The sequence below is a fragment of the Pedobacter sp. SAFR-022 genome (assembly GCF_051965375.1).
Taxonomy (GTDB): Bacteria; Bacteroidota; Bacteroidia; order Sphingobacteriales; family Sphingobacteriaceae; genus Pedobacter.
The window spans coordinates 61,553-82,407 of sequence record NZ_JBQCME010000007.1 but is presented as its reverse complement, the minus strand read 5'-3'; the positions used below and the strand labels follow the sequence as shown (position 1 = coordinate 82,407).

The window sequence follows — 20,855 nt, the reverse complement described above, 5'->3', positions numbered from 1 at the left end:
TTTATCTACTCGTATTTTAAGGCGTCGACCGGATTCGCATTAGCCGTCCTGAAAGATTGCAGGCTCACAATAAGTATCGTTAACAGCAGTGTTGTTAATCCGGCAAGCAAGAATGGTAGCGCGGTCAACTCCACCCGGAAAGCAAACCCTGTAAGCCATTCCTGAAGCAACAAATAGGCAATAGGCCATGCAACCAGATTTCCCAATAGGATGAGCTTTACAAATCCTTTGTTCAGGAGTTTCAAGATATCGAACAAAGAGGCACCGAGTATTTTGCGGACACTGATTTCCTTACTACGGCGTTGCGTGTTAAATGCCGCAATAGCGAATAAACCCATCAGGGCAAGCACGATTGTCACAACAGAGAGTAATGCGATGACACTTTTCAGCTGACGTTGGCCCTGCAGGAGATCATGGAAAGTTTTGTCCAGGAATGTCGCTTTAATCGGAAATTCAGGTTCCAGCTTTTGCCAGGCCTGCTCGATCTGTTTTATTGCGGTATTCGAATTTGATGGATTAATGTTTATGATCACATACCGCATAGGATTCCCTTTCTGGAAGTGGAATACAATGGGTTGAAAACTCTTTTCGGGACTATAGTGATTGAAGTCCTTAATTAATCCTACAATGCGGCAGTCAGCACCAGACATCCGGAGGGTCTTTCCTACCGGATCTTTCAGGCCGAATGTTCGCGCCGCAGTTTCGGTAAGCATCAAAGTGCCGAGGCTATCCACATTTTCGGAAATATATTCCCGGCCTTCCAGAAGCTCGAGACCCATGGTTTTAACATAACCTGCATCTACCGTTATGAAATTGGCAGAGATAGAGGTTCCGTTATTGACATAACTGTTTCCACCCATGTCTTCTCCGGGAATATGATCGGTTCTGGAAATACTATTGACACCGGGAATGTCTTGTAAAGTGTTTTTGATCTTGTTATAATGCTGGTCACTGTCATCCTGCAGCATTTGAACAGCAAAGACTTGCTCCGGTTTATATCCAAGATCTTTGGCCTGCATATAGTTCAGTTGGCTGTTGATAATCCAAATACCAGATATAAATAGCGCTGCAATGGAAAACTGCAGTACAATTAGCAAATTCCGGAGCCAGGAACCGGCATTACTACTTCCGAAATTTCCTTTAAGAACCTTTGATGGTATGATATTGCTGATCATCAAAGCGGGGTAAAGTCCAACCAAACAGGTCAGCATAATTAAAACACCAAAAATTGGTAGTATAACAGGCTTGTAGTCGCTCCACTGCAAAAGTGGTATGGAACGGCCAATCATATTGTTAAAGGATGGTAGCATCAGCTCTACCAGCACCAATGCGAGCAAAAGACTAACAATACACTGAAGTGCCGTTTCCAGGATAAATTGCATGCCGATCTGCATCTTCTGTGCACCCAACACTTTTCTTACGCCCGTCTCTTTCGCCCTCCCGGTAGCCATAGTAAGTGAAAGGTTCGCAAAATTTACAGCTGCAATGATCAATACCAGCGCAGCTACGCCGATCATCATATACATGTAAGTACCCGTGCCATTTCCCAAGAACTCATATTCAACCACTTTACTGCTCAGGTGAATGTCTTTGACCGGCTGAAGATATAGCCTTATCTTGTTAATGTATTCAGAAAATTGTTTCCGATCCTCCGGGGATAGCTTAGCCATTTCTGCATTTAGAATTTGCTTACGCATGCTATTAAAGCGATGCTCAGTTTGTTTTAAATCAGCATGGGCATTCAGTTTAACATAGGTATAGTAATTATTACTGTAATACTCATCGGAGACATTTTTTTTGAATCTTTTGAGCATGTTGAATTTAAAGTGTGCAGGGTGGTTTGCAGCATCTATCACGGCATCTACAACAAAGCCTTCTTTATTATCCAGCTTAAGCGTCTCTCCCACCGGATTAATATCCTTACCAAAGATGAGTTCACTTGTTTCTCTACTTATAATTATAGATTGCGGGCTCTTTAGTGCTTTAGAGAGATTTCCATAGACTGCCGGGTAGTTGAACACTTCAAAAAAAGTGCTATCCACCATTAAAATATCCTTTAGGTACAAGCTTTTATTCTTGGTCTTAACGAGCAGATCACCCCACCAGTAATCCTGGATTCTGGTTGCAGCGTCCACAGCTGGAATTTGTTGCTTACTCAACGTGGCCATGTTGCCGGTGCTTAGTGCAACATTTTCATCTGGAGCGCTATAGTTTACACGATAGATCTGCTCATAACCAGCATTCCAAGTATCATAACGCTTTTCATAACTTGCATATAGCATTGCTAGAATAAAAACCGCCAATGCAACGGTTAGTCCAGCGATGCAGATAAAGGCGTAAACCTTATTTTTCCAAATATTGCGCAGCGCTATTTTAAGATTGAGTTTGAACATATGATCAGGCGTTAAGATTTAGGTAGTTTATTTTACTCGTATTTTAAAGCATCGACAAGATTTGAAGTCGCCGTTTTAAAAGCTTGATAACTAATTGTCAGCATGGCAATCAGGAATGTTCCACAAACTGCTGTCACGATGATCCACCAGGATATTGTGGTTCGGAACTCAAAATGGCTAAGCCAGTTGTTCATGAGGTAATAGGCGATTGGAACACCGATCAGCACTGCGATAAGTATCATCTTCATGAAAGACATGGAAAGCAGTTGCATAATGTTGCCGATTGAAGCGCCGAGCACCTTACGAACGCCAAATTCTTTGCTGCGCTGCTCCGCGCTATAGGCTGCCAATCCGAAAAGACCAAGGCAGGAGATGAAAATGGCAAGGCCACCAAAGAGATTTGCCAGTATACCAAGAGTTCTTTCTGCCAGCAGTTTTTGTGCGTACAGATCGTTTACGAACTTGATTTCTACAGGGTAAGCTGGGTTGATTTTCTTCGTGATCCGGGTAATGACATCGATATTTTCAGATAAGCTGCGATCAGGGTTTAGGCGCATGGTGATGTTGCCTGTCCACGCTCTGTTAAAAGCCACGACCATTGGTTTATTTGATTGATATGGAGAACCCCAAATGAAATCTTTAAAGACGCCTACAATGGTAGCGTCTTCCCCCTGATACTTTACTCGTGTCCCAACTGGATCTTTAAGGCCCATGACTTTTACGGCAGCACTACTAAGCAATAGCCCTGAGGTGTCGGAAGCATAAGATGCTGAGAAATCCCGCCCTGCAAGAAGTTGAATTCCGTTGGTATTGATGAAGTCATATGTGGTAGCAATTAAATCAAACGAGACCAGCTTGTCCTTTTCTGCCATACCAGGCCATTGAAATCCCCAAAAGCTGGCGCCATCATGTGCTATCGTTGCAGAGCTTTGGCACATGCTAAGGACGGCACCAGATCTCAACAGCTCAGACTTCAGTAATTCATACTTGGACTCCAGCATGCCCTCCTGTTGCATTTCAGCAAGTAGGCTAACATCGTAGCCTAAAGGACGCTGTTTGATATATTGAACTTGATTGTAAATGACCAGTGTAGCGATAATCAGTATTATGGCAAAACAGAACTGTCCTACAACGAGCACCTGTCTCAAGCTGATGGGCAATCGTCCAGAGTGCCCGGCTTTTTTCTTCAATGTTGTAATTGGGTTGAAGGATGATAAATACAAAGCTGGGTAGCTTCCGGCGATCAGACCAGTTGATAAGATAACTGCGACGACGCCAATCCAAGACCATGCATTACTATATGTAATTTGGAGATCTATATGAAGCAGATTATTGAATGATGGCAATAGAATTTCTACCAGTGCTACAGCAATGACAACACTAACCATCGTAAGTAACATTGATTCGGTGATGAACTGGGCAATCAATGAACCTCTACTAGCACCTATGGTTTTCTTCACTGCAACTTCCTTAGCTCTCCGCTCAGACTTCGCAGTAGCAAGGTTCATGAAGTTAACACAGGCTATTAGAAGAATACCGGCGGCCAAAGCCACAAACAAGTAAATACGTTCGATTTCACCTCCGACACTTTGCCCATTTACAAACTTGCCATATAAATGCTTCTCCGATAGTTGGAAGAGGAAGGATTCGGCAGTAGTAAAACGCTCCTTTTTCCTCATCATTCCAGCCATTTTTCGATTTACAAAAGCGATATCAGAATTTTCTTTGAGGCGCACTAAGGTTTGCCAGTTGAAATTACCCCAGGTTGGCTCCTTTACCCAGGTGTTTAATGTTTCGTAAAAAGACCATGGCATTAGGATGCCAAAAGCATTTGAACTATTCTGTGGTAGGTCTTTAATTATTCCACTCACGCTGAAATCCCATGCATCATTATAACGAACCGGTTTGTTCAACCCATCACCATTAGGGAATAACAAGCGCGCAGTACTTTCCGTAATGATAATTGAATTCGGTGTACTAAGTGCCATCTCCCCATTGCCGGCAACAAACTCATAATTGTAGATTTTCAACAGGTCAGGATCGGCAAATTTGGCTTCCCTTTTGAAACTCTTCTGGCCATTTGCAATCAGTGCCTGCCCACCATATCCGATACGTGCTACTGCTTCAACCTCAGGAATTTCAGTCTTGATTGTTGGAGCAATCATGTTGCCTGTATGTTCTCCCGTGCTGGTGATCTGACTATTTTCACCTTCAAAATTAGTCATCACCTGATACACATTTTCCCATCCTTTAAATTGCTTATCGTAGTTCCACTCGTAAGAAACATACAACATCAGCATCAGGCAGGATGCAAGTCCTATAGCCAGCCCGATGACGTTAATTATGGATGATGTTGCATGCATCCAAAGGTTGCGGAATGCGATTTTCAGGTGAAGCTTAAACATTGGATCTGGTTTAAATGGGTTACACTTGGATAATTGGTAAGCCTACTCGTACTTTAAAGCATCAATTGGATTTGCTTTTGCAACCTTGAAAGATTGCAGACTCACGGTCAGGATTGCGATAACCAACGATAGCAACAGGGCAAGTGCAAATGGAAGCACAGAGATGGAAATCCTGAACTCAAAGTGCGATAGCCATTTACTAACAATGACATAGCCCAATGGAAAAGCAATCATATTTGCGATTAGCACCAGCTTGATGAAGTCTTTATTAAGCAGCACCAGGATGTTAGCGGAGTTTGCACCAAGCACCTTGCGGATACTAATCTCCTTTTTACGTTGTTCGGCCATGTAAAGCGCCAGACCAAGCAGCCCTAAACAGCTGATGAAGATGGCAAAGCCACCAAACCAGTTGGCGAGGGTACCAAGCAGTTTTTCGTTCCTGAACTTTTTTTGAAAGTTGTCATCAATAAACCGGCGGTCAACCGGGAAACCGGGATTTAACGCTTCAAATTGCTGGTCAATAGCATGCAAACTCGCAGTTAAGTTGGCATGATCTGCCACACGAACTAAGATTACCTCATTTGCATCTTTGGTGAAGCCAATGATCATCGGCGTTGCCGGCATATACGGGGATTCTACAACATAGTCTTTGATAATGCCGATGATGGTCACAGGAGCATCTCCAAAGTTTATTACAGCGCCTAAAGGTTGTTTTAAGTCCATGACTTTTGCCAGTGCTTCATTGATGATCACATTACTGGAGTCTGCAAATTGCGGATCGAAATCCCGGCCCTGCAATAATTGGATGCCGGTGGTTTTTGAGAAATCGTAGTTTGTCCAGCGGAAGTTCACCAATACATTTTCGTCAGGATTACTACCTGGCCAGCTTACGCTATATCCGTTATTGCCTCCATCAGTAAATTTGGTTGAGTAATTGGTTACGGCACTTACCATACCTGTTTTCAACAGTTGATCTTTAATGACCTGAAATTTCCCTGGTTCTCGCAATGCCCCCTGCACGGGAACTTCTACCAGGTTATTGATGTTATAACCAATTGGCTTGTTCACGATATAGTTCAACTGCTGATAGATCACAGCTGTACAAATAATCAGGCAGGCCGCAAACACAAACTGAAACACCACCAGGAACTTCCGTACGGACAAAGATGAGCCCCCCGCGCCGGTACTGGTAAAGCCTTTTAGCACTTTGATCGGATCAAAGGAAGACAGGTAGAAAGCCGGATAACTTCCTGCAATGACGCCTGTGATCAAGGTTAATCCCATCAGCGTGGTCCAGAATAGCCAATAGGTATAATCTATATCTAGTTCGATACCTAATAGACGGTTAAAGTATGGCAGGGCAACCTCAATCAGCATGAAAGCAACCACCATGCTCAGCATAGAGATTAATACCGACTCCATCATAAACTGGCCGATCAGGTCTTTCCTGGATGAGCCAATCGATTTCCGAACGCCAACTTCCTTAGCCCTTTTTTCAGATCTGGCTGTAGAAAGATTCATGAAGTTTACACATGCAATAATCAGAATGCAGAAAGCAAGCAACACAAAGATCTGCAGTTGATCAATTTTGCCGCCCACCGACTTGCCTCCTTCGAAGTTATCGTAAAGGTGGTATTTTGATAAAGGATGCATGAATGGTTCACCATTGCTGTCTTTGTTATTCGCCTTGATCATGCCTTGAAGTTGCGTATTGGCCTGCTCAAAGAAGCGGTTATCTTCCAGTTGAATAAAGGTGTGACAGTAATTCCCGCCCCAGGAATGATCTTTTGCCCAGGGATTTAATTTTTCAAACAAGGTCCATGACATCAGGTATTCAAATTGATTACTGCTGTTCTTTGGCGGGTCCACGATTACACCCTCGACCTTTAGCTCTTCCGCGTTATCGAATTTCAGGCTTTTGCCCATTGGATCTTCATCACCAAACAATGCTTTAGCCAACGTCTCTGTTAATACGACCGATTGCGGGCTTTTTAAGAAGCTGGCCGGATTCCCTTTTAGTACCTTGTAATCAAATATCTGAAAGAATGCAGGATCAGCAAAGTTGCAGAGTCTCTTGAAATTGTTATCCTTAAGGGAGATCAGACGCTCTTGTTCATAAAACATTCTGGCCACTGTTTTCACACCCGGAATCTTTGTTTTTACCTCAGCTGCCAGCACACCGGGCGTTGCATCAAAACTAAATATCTTACCACTTGCGGCCTGGTTATTATATACGACATAGGTTTTTTCGTAATCGCTGAATTGCTTGTCATAGCCCCATTCATAGGCCACATAGAGCAGCAATAGCATACAGCTTGCCAGGCCGATAGCCAGCCCGCCAACGTTTATCAAAGTGTACCCCTTACTCTTCCAAAGCGTACGTAGTGCGATTTTTAAGTTCAGCTTAAACATCTTAGATCAATTCTTCAGTAATGCCTTTATTAACTTTTTCGGAGATGACGTGGCCGTCTTTCAAATTGATAATCCGGTTGGAAAAACCTGCATCGTGTGAAGAGTGCGTAACCATGACGATGGTTGTACCCTGCTCGTTCAATTCGCATAGCAGTTCCATGACCTCGTTACCGTGTGAGCTGTCCAGGTTTCCAGTAGGCTCATCGGCAAGTACCAGCTTTGGCTTGGTTACTAGTGCCCTTGCAACGGCAACACGCTGCTGCTGCCCACCAGAAAGCTGCTGTGGAAAGTGGCCACTACGATTCACGATATTCATCCGTTGAATGATCTCGTTTACCATGGCTTTTCGTGTCGCCGCAGGCACCTTGTTATAGATCAATGGAAGCTCTATGTTTTCGAATACCGTAAGTTCATCGATCAGGTTGAAGTTCTGGAACACGAAACCCATGTTGGCCTTCCGGAAATTGGAACGTTCACGATCGTTAAGCTTTAGCAGTTCCGTGTCCATAAATCTGTAGCTACCGCTTTCAGGTTTATCCAATAAGCCCATCACGTTGAGCAATGTCGATTTGCCGCAACCCGAGGGCCCCATGATCGACACGAACTCCCCTTCTTTTACATGAAGGTTAATGCCGTTTAATGCTGTGGTTTCTATTTCTTCAGTTTTATAAACTTTTTCCAGGTTCTCAATTTTTATCATTGCTGTACTTTTTATCTCGTTAATATATTCCGATGCTTAAGATCGAAGAAGGACTGACGTTCCTGCACGCACTACAGGGTCGCGCCAGCCCATCGATTATTTGCTGATCTGTATGATATCGTATTGGTTGAACTGATCGTACGATGAAGTGATGACCTCCTCATCTTTCTGCAAACCTTCCATAATTTCATAGTAGAGGTAGTTTTTACGTCCAACCTTAATATTGCGCTTTTTAGCCTGGCCATCCTTAACCACATACACCCAATTACCACCAGTACTTTGGAAGAACTGCCCCTGTGGCAGCATTAGTGACTTACTGTTGTCAGACAGGGTTAATTTGGTTTGCAGCGATAAACCACGTCTTAATTCATCCGCCGACTTGCCATCGAACACCAGCTCAATCTGGAACTGTCCTGAGGTAACCTCCGGGATCACCTTTCGCACCAACAGCTGATAGTTCTTACCATTAATCTCGCAGTTGGCACGCTGCCCTTCCTTTACCCGGTTAATATAATACTCGTCTACCCCCGCCTGCAGCTTATATCCTTGCATCACGTCGATCTTTCCGAGCATTTCATTCGCTCCATAGGATTTTCCAATTACTGGATCATAGGAGGATAACCGGCCGGATACCGGAGCTTTGATGGTCATGTTTTCAATGTTCTGACGGATGGACTCCAGGCTTTCATCCATCCTTCCAATGGAGAAGTCGATCTGATTTAACTGCATCTTCCTGCTTTGACTCTCCTGATCCATGGCTTGTTTCAGGATTGCTCTTCTATCTTTATAATATTCGTAATCCTGGTTAGAAGTATTAAACTCCTCCCTCGTGATAACCTTTTTCGCGAAGAGGGTACTATCAATCTTGTACTTGCGAGAAGCTGTACGCAAGCTATTTTCGATGACCATCATATCCTGCTTCATGACCCGTTGATTTTGTTCCAGATCGAGCCTTAGCTTCCGAAGCTGATTGATCTGCTCAATGATGCTGGTTTCACTGCTGGTATACGCCGAGAGCGCATTCGGATTAGCGATTCTCAATAGTGGTGTGCCTTTAACAACCGACGCGCCATTTTCAGTAAAGATCTCCGCTACGGTTCCACCCTCAGAGGAACTTACAATCACTGACGTTAGTGGTACAACAGTAGCATTCAACAGCACCACGTCTTCGAAATCTCCGAAGGCCACTTTACTCACCGTAAGCTTATCTGCATCTGCTTTGTATACCTTGTTAAGGGAAAGGCTATAGCCATAACCTGCAAGGCAAACCACGATCAGAATACCTGCGAACATCAGTATATTCTTTTTACTAAACCGCTTTTTCTCTATTACTTTATCCATTACCTGTTTATTCTTGTTTGCCATGTTGCGAAGCACATGCCAGATGACCAAAATCCCCTTAAGGCCTTATCTATGAGCTTTTTAATTGATTTTATAAAATTAACACTGTTCATTACCGAACAGTTGTTGTCCATGAGCGAACACTGCCGCGCTACTGCTGCTCCAGTTCCACATGGTAAGATCCACGGGCATTTTTCCCGATCAGTGACACGTCCAAACCTGATCCTGCCAGATTCTTAATCTCCAGGGATCGCTCAAGCATTCCGGATGTATTGATATTGACTATTTCTTTTTTCAGCGACCTGATAATCAGGCGCAGCTCTCCGGCGCTAAGTTTGATACCATATTTGATCCGTGTAGTCACAGCATCCGGATGTGGAACTAACTTGAACGTCTGCTTGCCGGAGAATTTTGAAAAGCTTGCCTCACTTTTACTTGCATGACTGGTGCCTTGCCAGTCGTGTGTGATGGTACATCCTGCTGAAACAGCAGCAATCATCAATGCACATAGAACTCGTTTCATTTTTTTACTTCTTTTATTCCTTTGAAACCACCAGCACCATACTTTAACTGGTTTCTGCACACCTAATTACGAAGCACATGCCAGCCCCACAAAACAGGCTTAAACACTTATATAACAGCAATTTAGCAAATGATCACCAAAAAAAGCGTTCGTTATCGGACACTTACTTGTACGTCATTGAACAGTTTTACTACTTTTGATAAAAGCTATTAACATGATTGACGCAACCGTTCTGGTAATTGATGATGATGACGATATTTTACTTAGTGCCAAGCTCTTATTGAAGCAGCATTTCCGCCAAGTGGTGACCTGCAAGTCGCCCAGGGAAATTAATGTGCTCCTGAGCAGGAATGAAGTAGACATCATCTTGTTGGATATGAATTACCAGAAGGGTTCAAGTGATGGGCGCGAAGGTTTATACTGGCTGGAGCACATCCTTTCCATAGATAAAGATTACGTGGTGATCCTCATGACGGCCTATGGAAACGTTGAACTCGCCGTTCAAGCCATAAAGAAAGGTGCTACAGATTTCATATTAAAGCCCTGGGAGAATGAAAAGCTCTTTGCAACACTTTCTGCAGCAGCAAAACTCAGACATTCAAATAAGAAAGTTAATAAACTGGAGAAGCTTCATACCTCGCTGCAGAAAGATATGGCCCGGCGCTTTGAACATATTGTGGGTGAATCTGAACCCATCCAGAAGCTGCAAAGTGTTTTATTGAAAGTTGCGCCCACCGATGCAAACATTCTGATCCTGGGCGAGAACGGCACGGGAAAACAAGTATTTGCCTATGAGATCCATAAGCACTCGCAACGTAAAAATGGCGTATTCATGCATGTGGATTTAGGTTCCCTAACGGAAAACTTGTTTGAAAGTGAACTCTTCGGTTATGCCAAAGGTGCTTTTACCGATGCCAAGGAGGATAAACCTGGCCGTTTTGAGATGGCTGAAGGTGGAACGATATTCCTGGACGAGATCGGGAATCTAAGCCCTCCACTGCAGGCAAAGCTGCTCAGTGTTATTCAGAACCGCACCGTAAACCGCCTCGGAGAAAGCAAAGCGCGGAAGATCAACGTTCGTTTGATCACCGCCACCAATATGCCTTTGGCAGAGATGGTGAGCAAAGGCACCTTCCGCCAGGATCTGCTATTCCGGATCAACACCGTAGAACTGCTTTTACCTCAATTGTGTAAGCGGGGAAGCGATATCCTGCTATTGGCCAATTACTTCCTGCAAAGCTTCAACACCAAGTACCACAGAAACATCAGAGCTTTCGACAACAAGGCAGAAGCTTTATTGTTGCACTATCAATGGCCCGGCAATGTGCGCGAACTGCAACATGTTATTGAACGTGCCGTGATCATGACCGATGGCTTGCAGATCTGCGAGGAAGATCTACAGCTTAATCCGCAGAAATTTGGGGGTACAACAACACCATCCGTCCAGGACGACATGGCCCTGGAGGACATGGAAAAACTGATGGTGCAACGTGCTATTGAAAAACATAAAGGCAACATTTCACGGGCAGCTTCCGAGCTTGGTCTAACACGCGCAGCCTTGTACAGACGCATAGAAAAATTTGATCTATGAAGTTCTTCAGCAGCTTCACCTTTCGCTTGCTCTTCCGATTGTTCATCATCAATCTGCTGGTCGCATTATTTGTTTACCTCATCCAAAATACCGAACTGTGGTTTACCATCTTTGGCGTGGGTGTGATCCTGCTGGCAGCGTTGTTTTCGCTCTACCATTACATAGACCGCATGAAGGAAGACATCAACCGCTTTATGCTGGCGGTGAAAACCCAGGATAGCACCATTAACTTTAAATCTAAAAGCCATAAAAGCAGCTTCCCGGAACTTTATCGCTCCTTCGATGATATCATCCAGGTGCATAAACGGATTCAACTGGAAAAGGAATCCATGTTCCAGCTGATCAAAACCATCCTCGAACAGGTCCCTGTAGGGGTTATTGTGTTAAAACCCCTGGAGAAAGATGTTGAAAAGGCAGAGATCGTGTTTTTCAACATGGCTGCAAGCAACCTCTTGCAGGTGCCGGCATACAAATACTGGCATCGGCTGAAAAGCCATCGGCCGGAGTTCGCGAACCAGATAAGCGATATCACGGAAGGCGGAAAAAAGTTCATTGAACTTAAAATTCAGGACAAACTTACCCAGCTATCCACTGAACTGATTCCCTTAAACCTGCACAATACCGATCACATCATTATCTCTTTCCAGAACATTAAAGACGAAATCGAACAGAAAGAATCGGAGGCCTGGAACAGATTGATCGGGGTAATTTCCCATGAGATCCTCAACAGCATTACACCAATCAGCTCGCTCTCAGATACGGTAAGTTCCATGGTTGACGGAAAAGATCACCTGGATAAAGAAGATCTGGAGGATTTAAAACCAGCTTTGCTAACCATCAAACGCCGTTCTGAAGGATTGCTCGACTTTGTGAAAGACTACCGGCTCATGGCCGAACTGCCCACGCCTGTACTCCAGGATCATACCATCGGCGAGATCTTGCAACACATCAAGATCCTGATGCAGCCATTTGCCTCTGGCAAGAACATCGACTTAAGGGTCGTACAAACATCCTCTAAAATTAGCCTGCGTCTGGATATCAAGCTGATCGAGCAGGCCTTGATCAACCTGGTGACCAACAGCATTTACGCGGTAGAGAACATGGAAGATCCCTTCATTGAGATTGGCTACAGGCTTGAAAATAGCCGTTTGTACATTGATGTGATTGATAATGGAAAGGGCGTAGATAATGAACTCGCCAAGAAGGTTTTCATTCCATTTTTCACCACACGAAAGAACGGCTCCGGCATTGGATTAACCATTACCAGGAACATCATGAAAATGCATCACGGCAGTGTGGAGATCCAATCGCAACCCTTTGAGAAAACGGTATTCTCCCTGGTGTTCAAATACCAGTAAGCCAATCGGTTATCATTATTAAATTGTCCATTGCCGGACATTGAACTGTTCGATAACGAACGTCTATCATTTTACAACAAAGCTAAAAAACTGAAAAACAATTAGTTATCTTTAATCAAGACACTGGCACAGGCTTAGTGATTGGCAATCCAACCTTTAACGGCAATACCCATGTCAATCTTAAACTTCAAAATCGCCCTGCGTAACATCTGGAGAAGCAAGACAACTTCTTTCATCAACATTATCGGTTTAGCCATCGGGCTTGCCGCATGTTTGATGTTGCTAATTTATGTAAACTACGAATGGAACTTTGATAAGCATTCGAAGTACTCCACTGAAGTACATGTGGCAATGACACATATTACCGATGATCTTGGAAAAGATATCGCCACTTTCGACGGCACCCCCACTGCCCTGGCTTCAACGATCGCCGCGGGCATCCCTGAAGTTAAACATGTTGCTCGCATAAGTTACGACCGCGAGCTGCTGATCGCCAATGGCGAAAACAGCTTTAAAGCGACCGCCAAGTTCGGCGATCCAGAAATCCTGAACATCTATGACTATCACTTTCTACAAGGGGATCCTAAGACAGCCTTGAAAAATCCAGGTTCCATCATCCTTACTGCATCCATGGCGAAAACCTTGTTCGGCAGTACGGAAGTGCTAAATCAGCCTGTACGTTTACAGGATCAGGTATCATTTAAAGTTACCGGCATCATCAAAGATCTGCCTGGCAACAGCTCACATCGCTTCGACTACCTGCTACCCTGGAAAGATTACAAGTTGGTAGACCCTTCTTCTGACAACCTGAACTGGGATAATTACAGCTTTGTCACGCTGGTAAGGCTCGCGGCTGATGCCGATCTGAGCCAGGTAAACGAGAAATTGAATACCTTGATTCTTAAACAAACGGACTGGAAAAAATCCCCTTTCTTTTTCTATCCACTGGAGCGACTGCACCTCTATGGCAAGTTTGTTAACGGCAAAAGTGTGGGTGGTGACATCAGCCAGATCTGGCTCTTCACCGGATTGGCGTTTGGCATCCTGCTGATCGCCTGTATTAACTTCATGAATATGGCGACAGCAAAGTCGGAGAAGCGCGCCAAAGAAGTAGGCATAAAAAAGACCATTGGTGCTACAAGAGCTTCACTTGTGGCGCAATTCCTTACCGAGTCCATCGTACTTACTTTCATCAGCGTGTTCATTGCCGTTGCACTGGTAGAGGCTTTTCTTCCGGCATTCGGGAATCTGCTTAATATACAATTTGAGGTTTCCTTTTTCAACCATCAAACCTGGATTATCATTGCCGGCATGGTGTTGTTTACAGGTCTTATCGCCGGTAGTTATCCAGCATTATACCTCTCCTCCTTCAACCCCATTCAGATCTTCAAAAGGAAGATACAAAGCAGGCAGTACTTTTCCTTTAGCCTGAGGCAGGTGCTTATCGTCGGACAATTTTGTTTTGCAGTGATGCTGATTGTGTCCACACTGGTCATTTATAAGCAAATTCAGTTCATCAAGAACAAACCTGTCGGCATTGATATAGACGCACTGGTAGAAATGCCCTTTGAAGGTGCTATGGCGAGTCGTTTTGATTTGCTGAAAACACAGCTGCTGAACTCGGGCGCGGTAAGTTCGGTTGCAAAAACCACAACAGGCCTGATCCACCACGGGCAGAATTTCAACAACCTGGAATGGCCTGGCATGGCACCTGCAGAAAGTGGGATTATGTTTAACGGTGTGGGGACCAGCTACGATTTCACAAAAACTTCAGGTTTAAAGCTCCTGCAAGGCCGTGATTTCACGGAGAAGTATGCCTCAGACACCGCTGCTGTACTCATCAGCAGCTCCGCAGCGAAGATAATGAACCTGGATGAGCCGCTTGGCACAACGCTGAAGCTAAATAATCGAAAGGCGAATGTAATTGGCGTCTTTGAAGACTATGCCTGGGATTCGCCATATAACTCCAACAATCCGATGATCGTGTTTTTCAGCAATTATGCGGAGCATATCACCATGCGTCTGAATCCAGAAAAGAACCTGCAGGAGAGTGTAAAAACAATCGAAAGAATTACGAAAGAGATTAATCCGGCATACCCCGTAGAGCTGAATTTTGTAAGTTCATCGTTTGAAAAGCTGCTTCAAAAGGAGAAAACCCTGGGCATTCTTTCCAACCTTTTTGGGGGCCTGGCCATCTTTGTATCCTGCATCGGACTCTTTGGCTTAGTGACCTTTAGTGCAGAACAACGCAGCAAGGAGTTTGGAGTAAGAAAGGTCCTTGGTGCGTCGGTAGGCAACTTGATGCAGTTGCTGTCTGTATCTTTTTTGAAGCTGATTGTGGTGGCCATTTTTATCGCCGTGCCAATCAGTTATTATGTGATGAACAATTGGCTGCACCGTTATGAGTTCCGCACCGATTTTAGCTGGTGGATTATACCACTCTCGGCTTTGGGCACCTTAACCATTGCCCTGCTGACCTTGAGTGTACAAGCGTACAAGACGGCAAAAGCTAACCCAGTTGATGCGCTGAAGTACGAGTAAGTCAGCGCATCAATTCAAGTTATCTTTGTCCGCCTGATGCAGCACCAGCTTGTCCGTTTGCGTCACCCTGTAAAAGGTCATCATTGGTTACGCCACGTTTCTTTCTTGGCGGCTGAGCACCGAAATTCATCTTTCCGAAGTTGTATGCAAAGTTAATTCCGAATGAGCGGAATGGCACCGAGAACTTGCTGCGCTGCGTTAAAGGTCCACTATTGATCTTAGATTCAAAATCTTTGTAATCCTTAGTTGGCTGCGTGATGTTTAAACCAATAGTACCACGCTTATTCATGACTTCCTGCTTAATTCCGATCACCCAAAGGTTGAACGCCGGATTCGTACCCTGAAAGGTCCTTCGTGCCGAGTTCTGCATCAGGAAGGTTTCTGCACTAAGGGTAGGCTTTATCTTTACCGTTGCACTTACAAAGGCATTGTACTGGATGTAGGTCGACTGTTCACCTTGCTGCAAGCTATTGATGATCTGCGGCTTGTACGTAAACGCATTGATATTCCCTCTAAGTGTAAGTGCTTTCCAAAGTTGTACTGAACCGAACAGACTTGATCCGATGGAATTGTTATTTCCAACATTCTGAAAGCTTGTTAATGAGATATCACGGGTAACTTCATTCCCGGCATTGTCCACTGTTGTAAACGGAACAGTGCTCACCACACTTTCAATGATGTCTTCAGTTTTGCGGTAATACACAGAAGCATTAATCACAGACGATTTCACGAAGGTAGAATAGTTGAATTCTATGGTCTGCCCGATCTCCGGAGAAAGCTCCGGGTTACCCTGACTCTGATTTAAAGGATCACTGGTATTGCGGAAGGGGTTCAGGAACTGTAAACTTGGGCGTTGAATACGCTTACTATAGCTCAGCTTCACCGTTTGTGTCGGCGTTAAGGCCTTCGAAATAATCAGGCTGGGCACAAAGTTCAGGTAGTCGTTCTGAAAAGGCTGTAACCCATTGGATGTATTTCCAGACCGGCCGTCAATGCTTGTATTTTCTACACGCGCACCTGCCATGATGGTGTACCCGCTGCTAAGACTCGTCGTCAACAATCCATAGCCGGAGTAAACATCCTGACCATAGTCATAAGCATTGGAAGTGATTGGATTAAGGACATATTGTCCTGCTTCATTTGGATTAAAGAAGTCGTAGTCGCTCGTTATCTCACGAATGATGGTCTTTGCACCGGCTTCCAATTTAAACATCTTGTTTATGGGCACTACATAGTCCAGCTGCACGGTGTACTCATTGTTCTTTCCAGCATTTAAGGCCTGTTGATTTTGCGTAAAAGCAGAATACTCTGTAGCGTAATCCACATCTGAGGTACCATGGGTCCACTGGGCTGCAATACTGATCTCCTCACCTTCACGCTTGAATTTATGGGTGAAATCATTGTTCCAGTCGAAGTTAGAAAAGGCATTTTCATTTCTGGTTTGCGCAGTATAATTGATCAGACCTTGTGCCGGAGAAAAGTTACTGTTAACCGAAGAACCATCATTCTTGAACGCACCGCCACGTCTGCTGAAGGATGAAGAAAAGCTGTTATTATCGTTAAACTCATAGCCCAGGGAAGCCGAACCGCTTAAAAAGTGACGGTTGGAAGTGCTCTCTCCATTGGACGAAGATTCGGTGTTCAACAAGCTGTTTGCACTTTCAAATGATGAATAGGTGGTCTGTGGCCAGCCGGTATTATAACCTACATTGGCTGTGATGCTCAACTTGTTCTTGTTGAAGTTAATGTTGGCATTTTGGTTGTTCTGACGCGTGCCAATGCCGGCATTCACCGAGCCACTCACACCTGAAACCTCTTTTTTCTTGGTGATGATGTTGATGATCCCCGCCGAACCTTCTGCATCATATTTCGCCGAAGGCGAGGTGATCACCTCTACATTCTTGATCTGGTCAGAAGGCATGGAGCGCAGTACATCCGCAGCATTCGTGGTTAATGCACCGGATGGTTTACCATTGATCAGGATCCTCACATTCTGGCTGCCGCGAAGTGCAACGTTGCCGTCCATATCCACCGAAACCATGGGTACCTTACGCAAGATATCCGAAGCATTGCCGCCGGTGCTGGTCACATCTTTCTCGGCGTTAAAAACAAGTTTATCAATCTTGTTCTCGATTAAGGCCGCCTGACCGGTAATCTGTACCGCTTCCAGTAGGTTGGCGCTTGGTGCAATAACGATACGCCCAAGGTTTCTATCCTGCTTTCCTGGCGCTAGAACCACCCCGGAAATGTTCTTCACATTATAGCCGATATAGTTTACCTGAACGCGGTAGGTACCCGCAGGTACATTGCCGATTTTAAACGCGCCTTTATCATCGCTGATACCGCCGCTGAATGGTGTTGTCGAACCAGCTTTAAACAAACTCACGGTGGCATAATCCACTGGTTTCTTACTGATGGAGTCGATCACCGTACCACTTACGCTGCCACCTGCCGCTGCTGCAGCCGGCTGGCCCGCTCCAGGCACCTGGGCCTGAACCGAGCCGGCCCAACTAACCGCAAAAAATAATATAAGCAGAACAAGTCCGCTTCTGGAACTTGCCCTTAGGAACTTCGAAAGTTTGTAAGCATTCATCTTCATAATCATTATGATTTACCGCAAAACAAGCAATTTACCGCTATGCTAAATTGCCTTATAGATGGTTAGGCATAAAAAATAGACAGAGCGGCCATTTGGATCGACGAGCGCTGAACCATATCTGATGATAATCTTTCATCTTTGTTATCATGACAACAGCGTTTACTGGTATCAGCAAAAAACTCCCCTCCGTCCACTATTTCATTGTGGCGGCATTGCTGGTGCTGATCTTCTTTCCACTTACCTGGCCCATCCGTTTACCGATTGAATTCTGGATCAAACAAGTGCTGATCAACCTGATGTGGGCAGGACTGTTCTATGCTAACTATTTCATCTTCACCCCGCGGCTGCTTTACAATCACCGTACAGGGATTTTCGTCATTCTTGTTATCGCAACTTTGTTCGCTACCGTATTCCTGAACCATTGGCTGGACAGCTTTTTAGGTGTTCCCGAGGCCATGGAGAAGATCTTCGGCCCGAAGATGCACAAGTCTGCGGAAAAGCAGGATCATTCAGCGACCTACATCACCATCATTATGGCCATGGTGATCTATGGCGTAAGTACCGTTATTGCACTCTCGAAGAAAATGCAGCATGATCAGCTTGCCTTTCAGGCGACAGAAAAAGATAAGATCAATTCCGAACTATCCTTTCTGAAGTCGCAGATCAATCCACACTTCTTTTTCAACACCTTACACACCATCTACGCCTTAACGGATAGTAATACCAACGCCGCCAAAGATGCGATCTATACCCTGTCGCACATGATGCGCTACGTGATCTACGATACTAAAAATGACCTTACCAGCCTGGAAAACGAAGTTAAGTTTGTGGAAGATTATATTAAGCTAATGAAGCTGCGGCTATCCGGTGAGGTGCAGGTGATCTTTGAAAAGCAAGCCAATATGAAGAACTACGAGGTTGCTCCAATGTTGTTGCTACCTTTCATTGAAAATGCTTTTAAACATGGTATCAGCAGTCTCCATCCGAGTTATGTCTACATAGACATCCGGCAGTTGAACAATACCGTTAAAATAGAAATTAAGAACTCTACCTTTGAGGCACGTGAACACCTGGAAGAAAGCAATGGCATCGGCCTGATCAATACCAAAAGAAGGCTGGATCTGCTTTACCCAGGGAAACATACTTTAGCGGTTGACAACAATACCAGCACCAAAGAATACACCGTTATGCTAACTTTGGATTTCAGTTAAACGATCCTTTGCATAAGGGAAGATCCTGATCAAATAACATCATTCCTAAAAGATGAAAATTAATTGTATCGCTGTAGACGATGAGCCATTTGCCTTAAGCCTGATCAGCTCCTATGTGGAAAAAACCCCTTTTTTAAACCTGGTAGCCGCGTACAGCAATGGTGTCGAGGGATTAAAGGCGATACACGAAAACCCAGATATACAGCTGATCTTTCTGGATATCCGTATGGCGGATCTGAGCGGGATCGAGCTCGCCCGTATTGTTGAACAAACGGGCAGAAAGAAGCATTTAAGAATTGTATTTACAACAGCTTACGATCAATACGCATTGGAAGGCTTCAAAGTCGACGCCTTGGATTACCTGCTTAAGCCATTCAGTTTCGTTGATTTTTCGAGAGCTGCCACCAAGGCATACGATTATTTCATCTTGCTGGAGCATAGCTTAAGTCTGGCACCTGCAAACCTGCCGCTAGCGGTTTCCGAAAAGAAATACTTATACCTGAAGGTAGATTATCAACTTCAGAAGGTTGACACGGCAGATATCCTGTACATCGAAGGATTAAAAGATTATGTGAAGCTTTATATAAAAGGAGAAGAGAAGCCCCTACTCACCTTAACCAGTCTGAAAAGCCTGGAAGAAAAGCTTGCTACACCTGCTTTCCTGAGGATTCACCGTTCCTTCATTGTCGGTGTTGAACACATTAAGTCGCTAACCAAGAATTCTGTACAAATTGGACAAACGATAATCCCCGTTACGGAACAGTACAAAGAAGGATTTGCCGACCTACTAAAAAACTGGTTGTAATATCACGTTTATTTATCTTCAAACAATTAATCCAATAAGGCAAGCACGTCTTCAATAACCCCTTTAAATGGTCCTGCTGATTCCAACTTCCTTGTTGCCAATGCCGCAGCAAAACACCCGGCCTGCAACTCATCTGCACCTTTAATACGCTGATAGAGATAACCGGCCATATACGTATCCCCGCAGCCTGTGGCATCAACCAGATTTGCTGGTGGAAATGCGGGAACAGGGTAAAACTCACCGGCGCTGTAGATCATCGACCCCTGACTGCCATTTGTAATCACCACTTCTTTAACGCCCCAGGAAGTCACCAAAGCGGCTGCTTCTCGAATATCTTCAACACCTGTCAGTGTTCTTAACTCCGTTTCATCTGCCTTCAGAATGTCAACATAAGCCAATGCTTGTTGCTTTTCAGGCCAGTCTGTGCCATAAACCCTACCGTCTTTTACCAATCGCAAATAGCCCTGAACATCCATGCTTACCCGTCCTTTCGCCGCCAGCGCTTTGATCAGCGAAACGGATATGTCACCTGCCAATAAGGGTCCAAGGTGAAAGATCTTCGCCTCAACCTCAAGCAACGCTTCTTCCGTAAATGCATCTGCTTTCTGAGAAACAAACTGCGTTCTGAAATCGGTATTCTCTTCGTAAACATTCTCGAAACACACGGTATGCTTACTTTCCTGTACCTGCACCTCAATGCCCTGCTCCTGAAGCGTTTCCACATAGCGTAAATCCGCTTGTGCCAGTGCAGTGACCAACAAATACTTTACATCAAGATTTGCAAAGGGGAAGGAAAAGTAATAAGCAGTGCCACCCGGCATATACATCGTGGAGTTTGAGGTAACTACTTTATCAGACGTAATGTGTCCTACGCAACAAATATCAACCATACGCAAAAATAAAGCTTAATGTACAAGTTTTTGCTGATTTAAAACAAAAGGCTTCCAGTTACCTGAAAGCCTTTTGAAATACCAGC

Annotated in this window: 13 protein-coding genes; 5 read left to right on the top strand and 8 right to left on the bottom strand. The window is 44.5% G+C overall.

Annotated elements, in window-relative coordinates:
* Positions 1 to 5 precede the first annotated feature (5 nt).
* The 6 genes from ACTHQF_RS15350 to ACTHQF_RS15325 all read right to left on the bottom strand — a co-directional run bounded on the left by ACTHQF_RS15350 (position 6) and on the right by ACTHQF_RS15325 (position 9,774).
* On the bottom strand, positions 6 to 2,393 hold the full coding sequence (locus ACTHQF_RS15350; RefSeq protein WP_440431514.1) for an ABC transporter permease: 2,388 nt from the start codon (positions 2,391 to 2,393) through the stop codon (positions 6 to 8).
* Between the two features lie 32 nt (positions 2,394 to 2,425).
* Complete coding sequence (locus ACTHQF_RS15345; RefSeq protein WP_440431512.1) at positions 2,426 to 4,798, bottom strand: ABC transporter permease; 2,373 nt, start codon at positions 4,796 to 4,798, stop codon at positions 2,426 to 2,428.
* Positions 4,799 to 4,840: 42 nt separating this feature from the next.
* Entirely contained in the window at positions 4,841 to 7,210 is a 2,370-nt protein-coding gene (locus ACTHQF_RS15340) for an ABC transporter permease (protein ID WP_440431510.1), read from the bottom strand.
* Between the two features lies 1 nt (position 7,211).
* A complete protein-coding gene (locus tag ACTHQF_RS15335; RefSeq protein WP_440431508.1) occupies positions 7,212 to 7,910 on the bottom strand; it encodes an ABC transporter ATP-binding protein in 699 nt (232 codons plus the stop codon).
* Between the two features lie 96 nt (positions 7,911 to 8,006).
* Positions 8,007 to 9,251 carry an efflux RND transporter periplasmic adaptor subunit gene (locus tag ACTHQF_RS15330; protein WP_440431506.1) on the bottom strand — a complete coding sequence of 415 codons (1,245 nt, stop codon included), beginning with the start codon at positions 9,249 to 9,251 and terminating at the stop codon, positions 8,007 to 8,009.
* A 151-nt stretch (positions 9,252 to 9,402) separates the two neighbouring features.
* The gene (locus ACTHQF_RS15325) at positions 9,403 to 9,774 is read right to left on the bottom strand and encodes a hypothetical protein (protein WP_440431504.1); all 372 of its coding nucleotides are present in this window, start codon (positions 9,772 to 9,774) and stop codon (positions 9,403 to 9,405) included.
* A 214-nt stretch (positions 9,775 to 9,988) separates the two neighbouring features.
* Here ACTHQF_RS15325 and ACTHQF_RS15320 point away from each other — a divergent pair, with 214 nt between their 5' ends.
* From ACTHQF_RS15320 to ACTHQF_RS15310, 3 genes are all read left to right on the top strand, one after another.
* On the top strand, positions 9,989 to 11,365 hold the full coding sequence (locus ACTHQF_RS15320) for a sigma-54-dependent transcriptional regulator (protein WP_440431502.1): 1,377 nt from the start codon (positions 9,989 to 9,991) through the stop codon (positions 11,363 to 11,365).
* Entirely contained in the window at positions 11,362 to 12,723 is a 1,362-nt protein-coding gene (locus ACTHQF_RS15315) for a sensor histidine kinase (protein WP_440431500.1), read from the top strand. The genes ACTHQF_RS15320 and ACTHQF_RS15315 overlap by 4 nt, the downstream gene beginning before the upstream one ends.
* A 171-nt stretch (positions 12,724 to 12,894) precedes the next feature.
* On the top strand, positions 12,895 to 15,264 hold the full coding sequence (locus ACTHQF_RS15310) for an ABC transporter permease (protein WP_440431498.1): 2,370 nt from the start codon (positions 12,895 to 12,897) through the stop codon (positions 15,262 to 15,264).
* Between the two features lie 19 nt (positions 15,265 to 15,283).
* Here the strand turns inward: ACTHQF_RS15310 and ACTHQF_RS15305 are convergent, their stop codons facing one another.
* A complete protein-coding gene (locus ACTHQF_RS15305) occupies positions 15,284 to 17,863 on the bottom strand; it encodes a TonB-dependent receptor domain-containing protein (protein ID WP_440431496.1) in 2,580 nt (859 codons plus the stop codon).
* 146 nt (positions 17,864 to 18,009) lie between these two features.
* Here ACTHQF_RS15305 and ACTHQF_RS15300 point away from each other — a divergent pair, with 146 nt between their 5' ends.
* Together ACTHQF_RS15300 and ACTHQF_RS15295 are read left to right on the top strand one after the other, a co-directional pair.
* A complete protein-coding gene (locus ACTHQF_RS15300) occupies positions 18,010 to 19,074 on the top strand; it encodes a sensor histidine kinase (protein ID WP_440431494.1) in 1,065 nt (354 codons plus the stop codon).
* Positions 19,075 to 19,126: 52 nt separating this feature from the next.
* On the top strand, positions 19,127 to 19,879 hold the full coding sequence (locus ACTHQF_RS15295) for a LytR/AlgR family response regulator transcription factor (protein ID WP_440431492.1): 753 nt from the start codon (positions 19,127 to 19,129) through the stop codon (positions 19,877 to 19,879).
* Between the two features lie 26 nt (positions 19,880 to 19,905).
* Here the strand turns inward: ACTHQF_RS15295 and ACTHQF_RS15290 are convergent, their stop codons facing one another.
* Positions 19,906 to 20,769, bottom strand: coding sequence for a PfkB family carbohydrate kinase (locus tag ACTHQF_RS15290; RefSeq protein ID WP_440431490.1), 864 nt, complete (start codon positions 20,767 to 20,769; stop codon positions 19,906 to 19,908).
* Between the last annotated feature and the right edge of the window lie 86 nt (positions 20,770 to 20,855).

What these genes read in the sequence shown, in the direction of transcription:
- ACTHQF_RS15295 (WP_440431492.1), top strand. Translation starts at nt 19,127, where the DNA reads ATGAAAATTAATTGTATCGCTGTAGACGATGAGCCATTTGCCTTAAGC.
- ACTHQF_RS15335 (WP_440431508.1), bottom strand. Translation starts at nt 7,910, where the DNA reads ATGATAAAAATTGAGAACCTGGAAAAAGTTTATAAAACTGAAGAAATA.
- ACTHQF_RS15330 (WP_440431506.1), bottom strand. Translation starts at nt 9,251, where the DNA reads ATGGATAAAGTAATAGAGAAAAAGCGGTTTAGTAAAAAGAATATACTG.
- ACTHQF_RS15345 (WP_440431512.1), bottom strand. Translation starts at nt 4,798, where the DNA reads ATGTTTAAGCTTCACCTGAAAATCGCATTCCGCAACCTTTGGATGCAT.
- ACTHQF_RS15340 (WP_440431510.1), bottom strand. Translation starts at nt 7,210, where the DNA reads ATGTTTAAGCTGAACTTAAAAATCGCACTACGTACGCTTTGGAAGAGT.
- ACTHQF_RS15350 (WP_440431514.1), bottom strand. Translation starts at nt 2,393, where the DNA reads ATGTTCAAACTCAATCTTAAAATAGCGCTGCGCAATATTTGGAAAAAT.
- ACTHQF_RS15315 (WP_440431500.1), top strand. Translation starts at nt 11,362, where the DNA reads ATGAAGTTCTTCAGCAGCTTCACCTTTCGCTTGCTCTTCCGATTGTTC.
- ACTHQF_RS15305 (WP_440431496.1), bottom strand. Translation starts at nt 17,863, where the DNA reads ATGAAGATGAATGCTTACAAACTTTCGAAGTTCCTAAGGGCAAGTTCC.
- ACTHQF_RS15290 (WP_440431490.1), bottom strand. Translation starts at nt 20,769, where the DNA reads ATGGTTGATATTTGTTGCGTAGGACACATTACGTCTGATAAAGTAGTT.
- ACTHQF_RS15300 (WP_440431494.1), top strand. Translation starts at nt 18,010, where the DNA reads ATGACAACAGCGTTTACTGGTATCAGCAAAAAACTCCCCTCCGTCCAC.
- ACTHQF_RS15320 (WP_440431502.1), top strand. Translation starts at nt 9,989, where the DNA reads ATGATTGACGCAACCGTTCTGGTAATTGATGATGATGACGATATTTTA.
- ACTHQF_RS15325 (WP_440431504.1), bottom strand. Translation starts at nt 9,774, where the DNA reads ATGAAACGAGTTCTATGTGCATTGATGATTGCTGCTGTTTCAGCAGGA.
- ACTHQF_RS15310 (WP_440431498.1), top strand. Translation starts at nt 12,895, where the DNA reads ATGTCAATCTTAAACTTCAAAATCGCCCTGCGTAACATCTGGAGAAGC.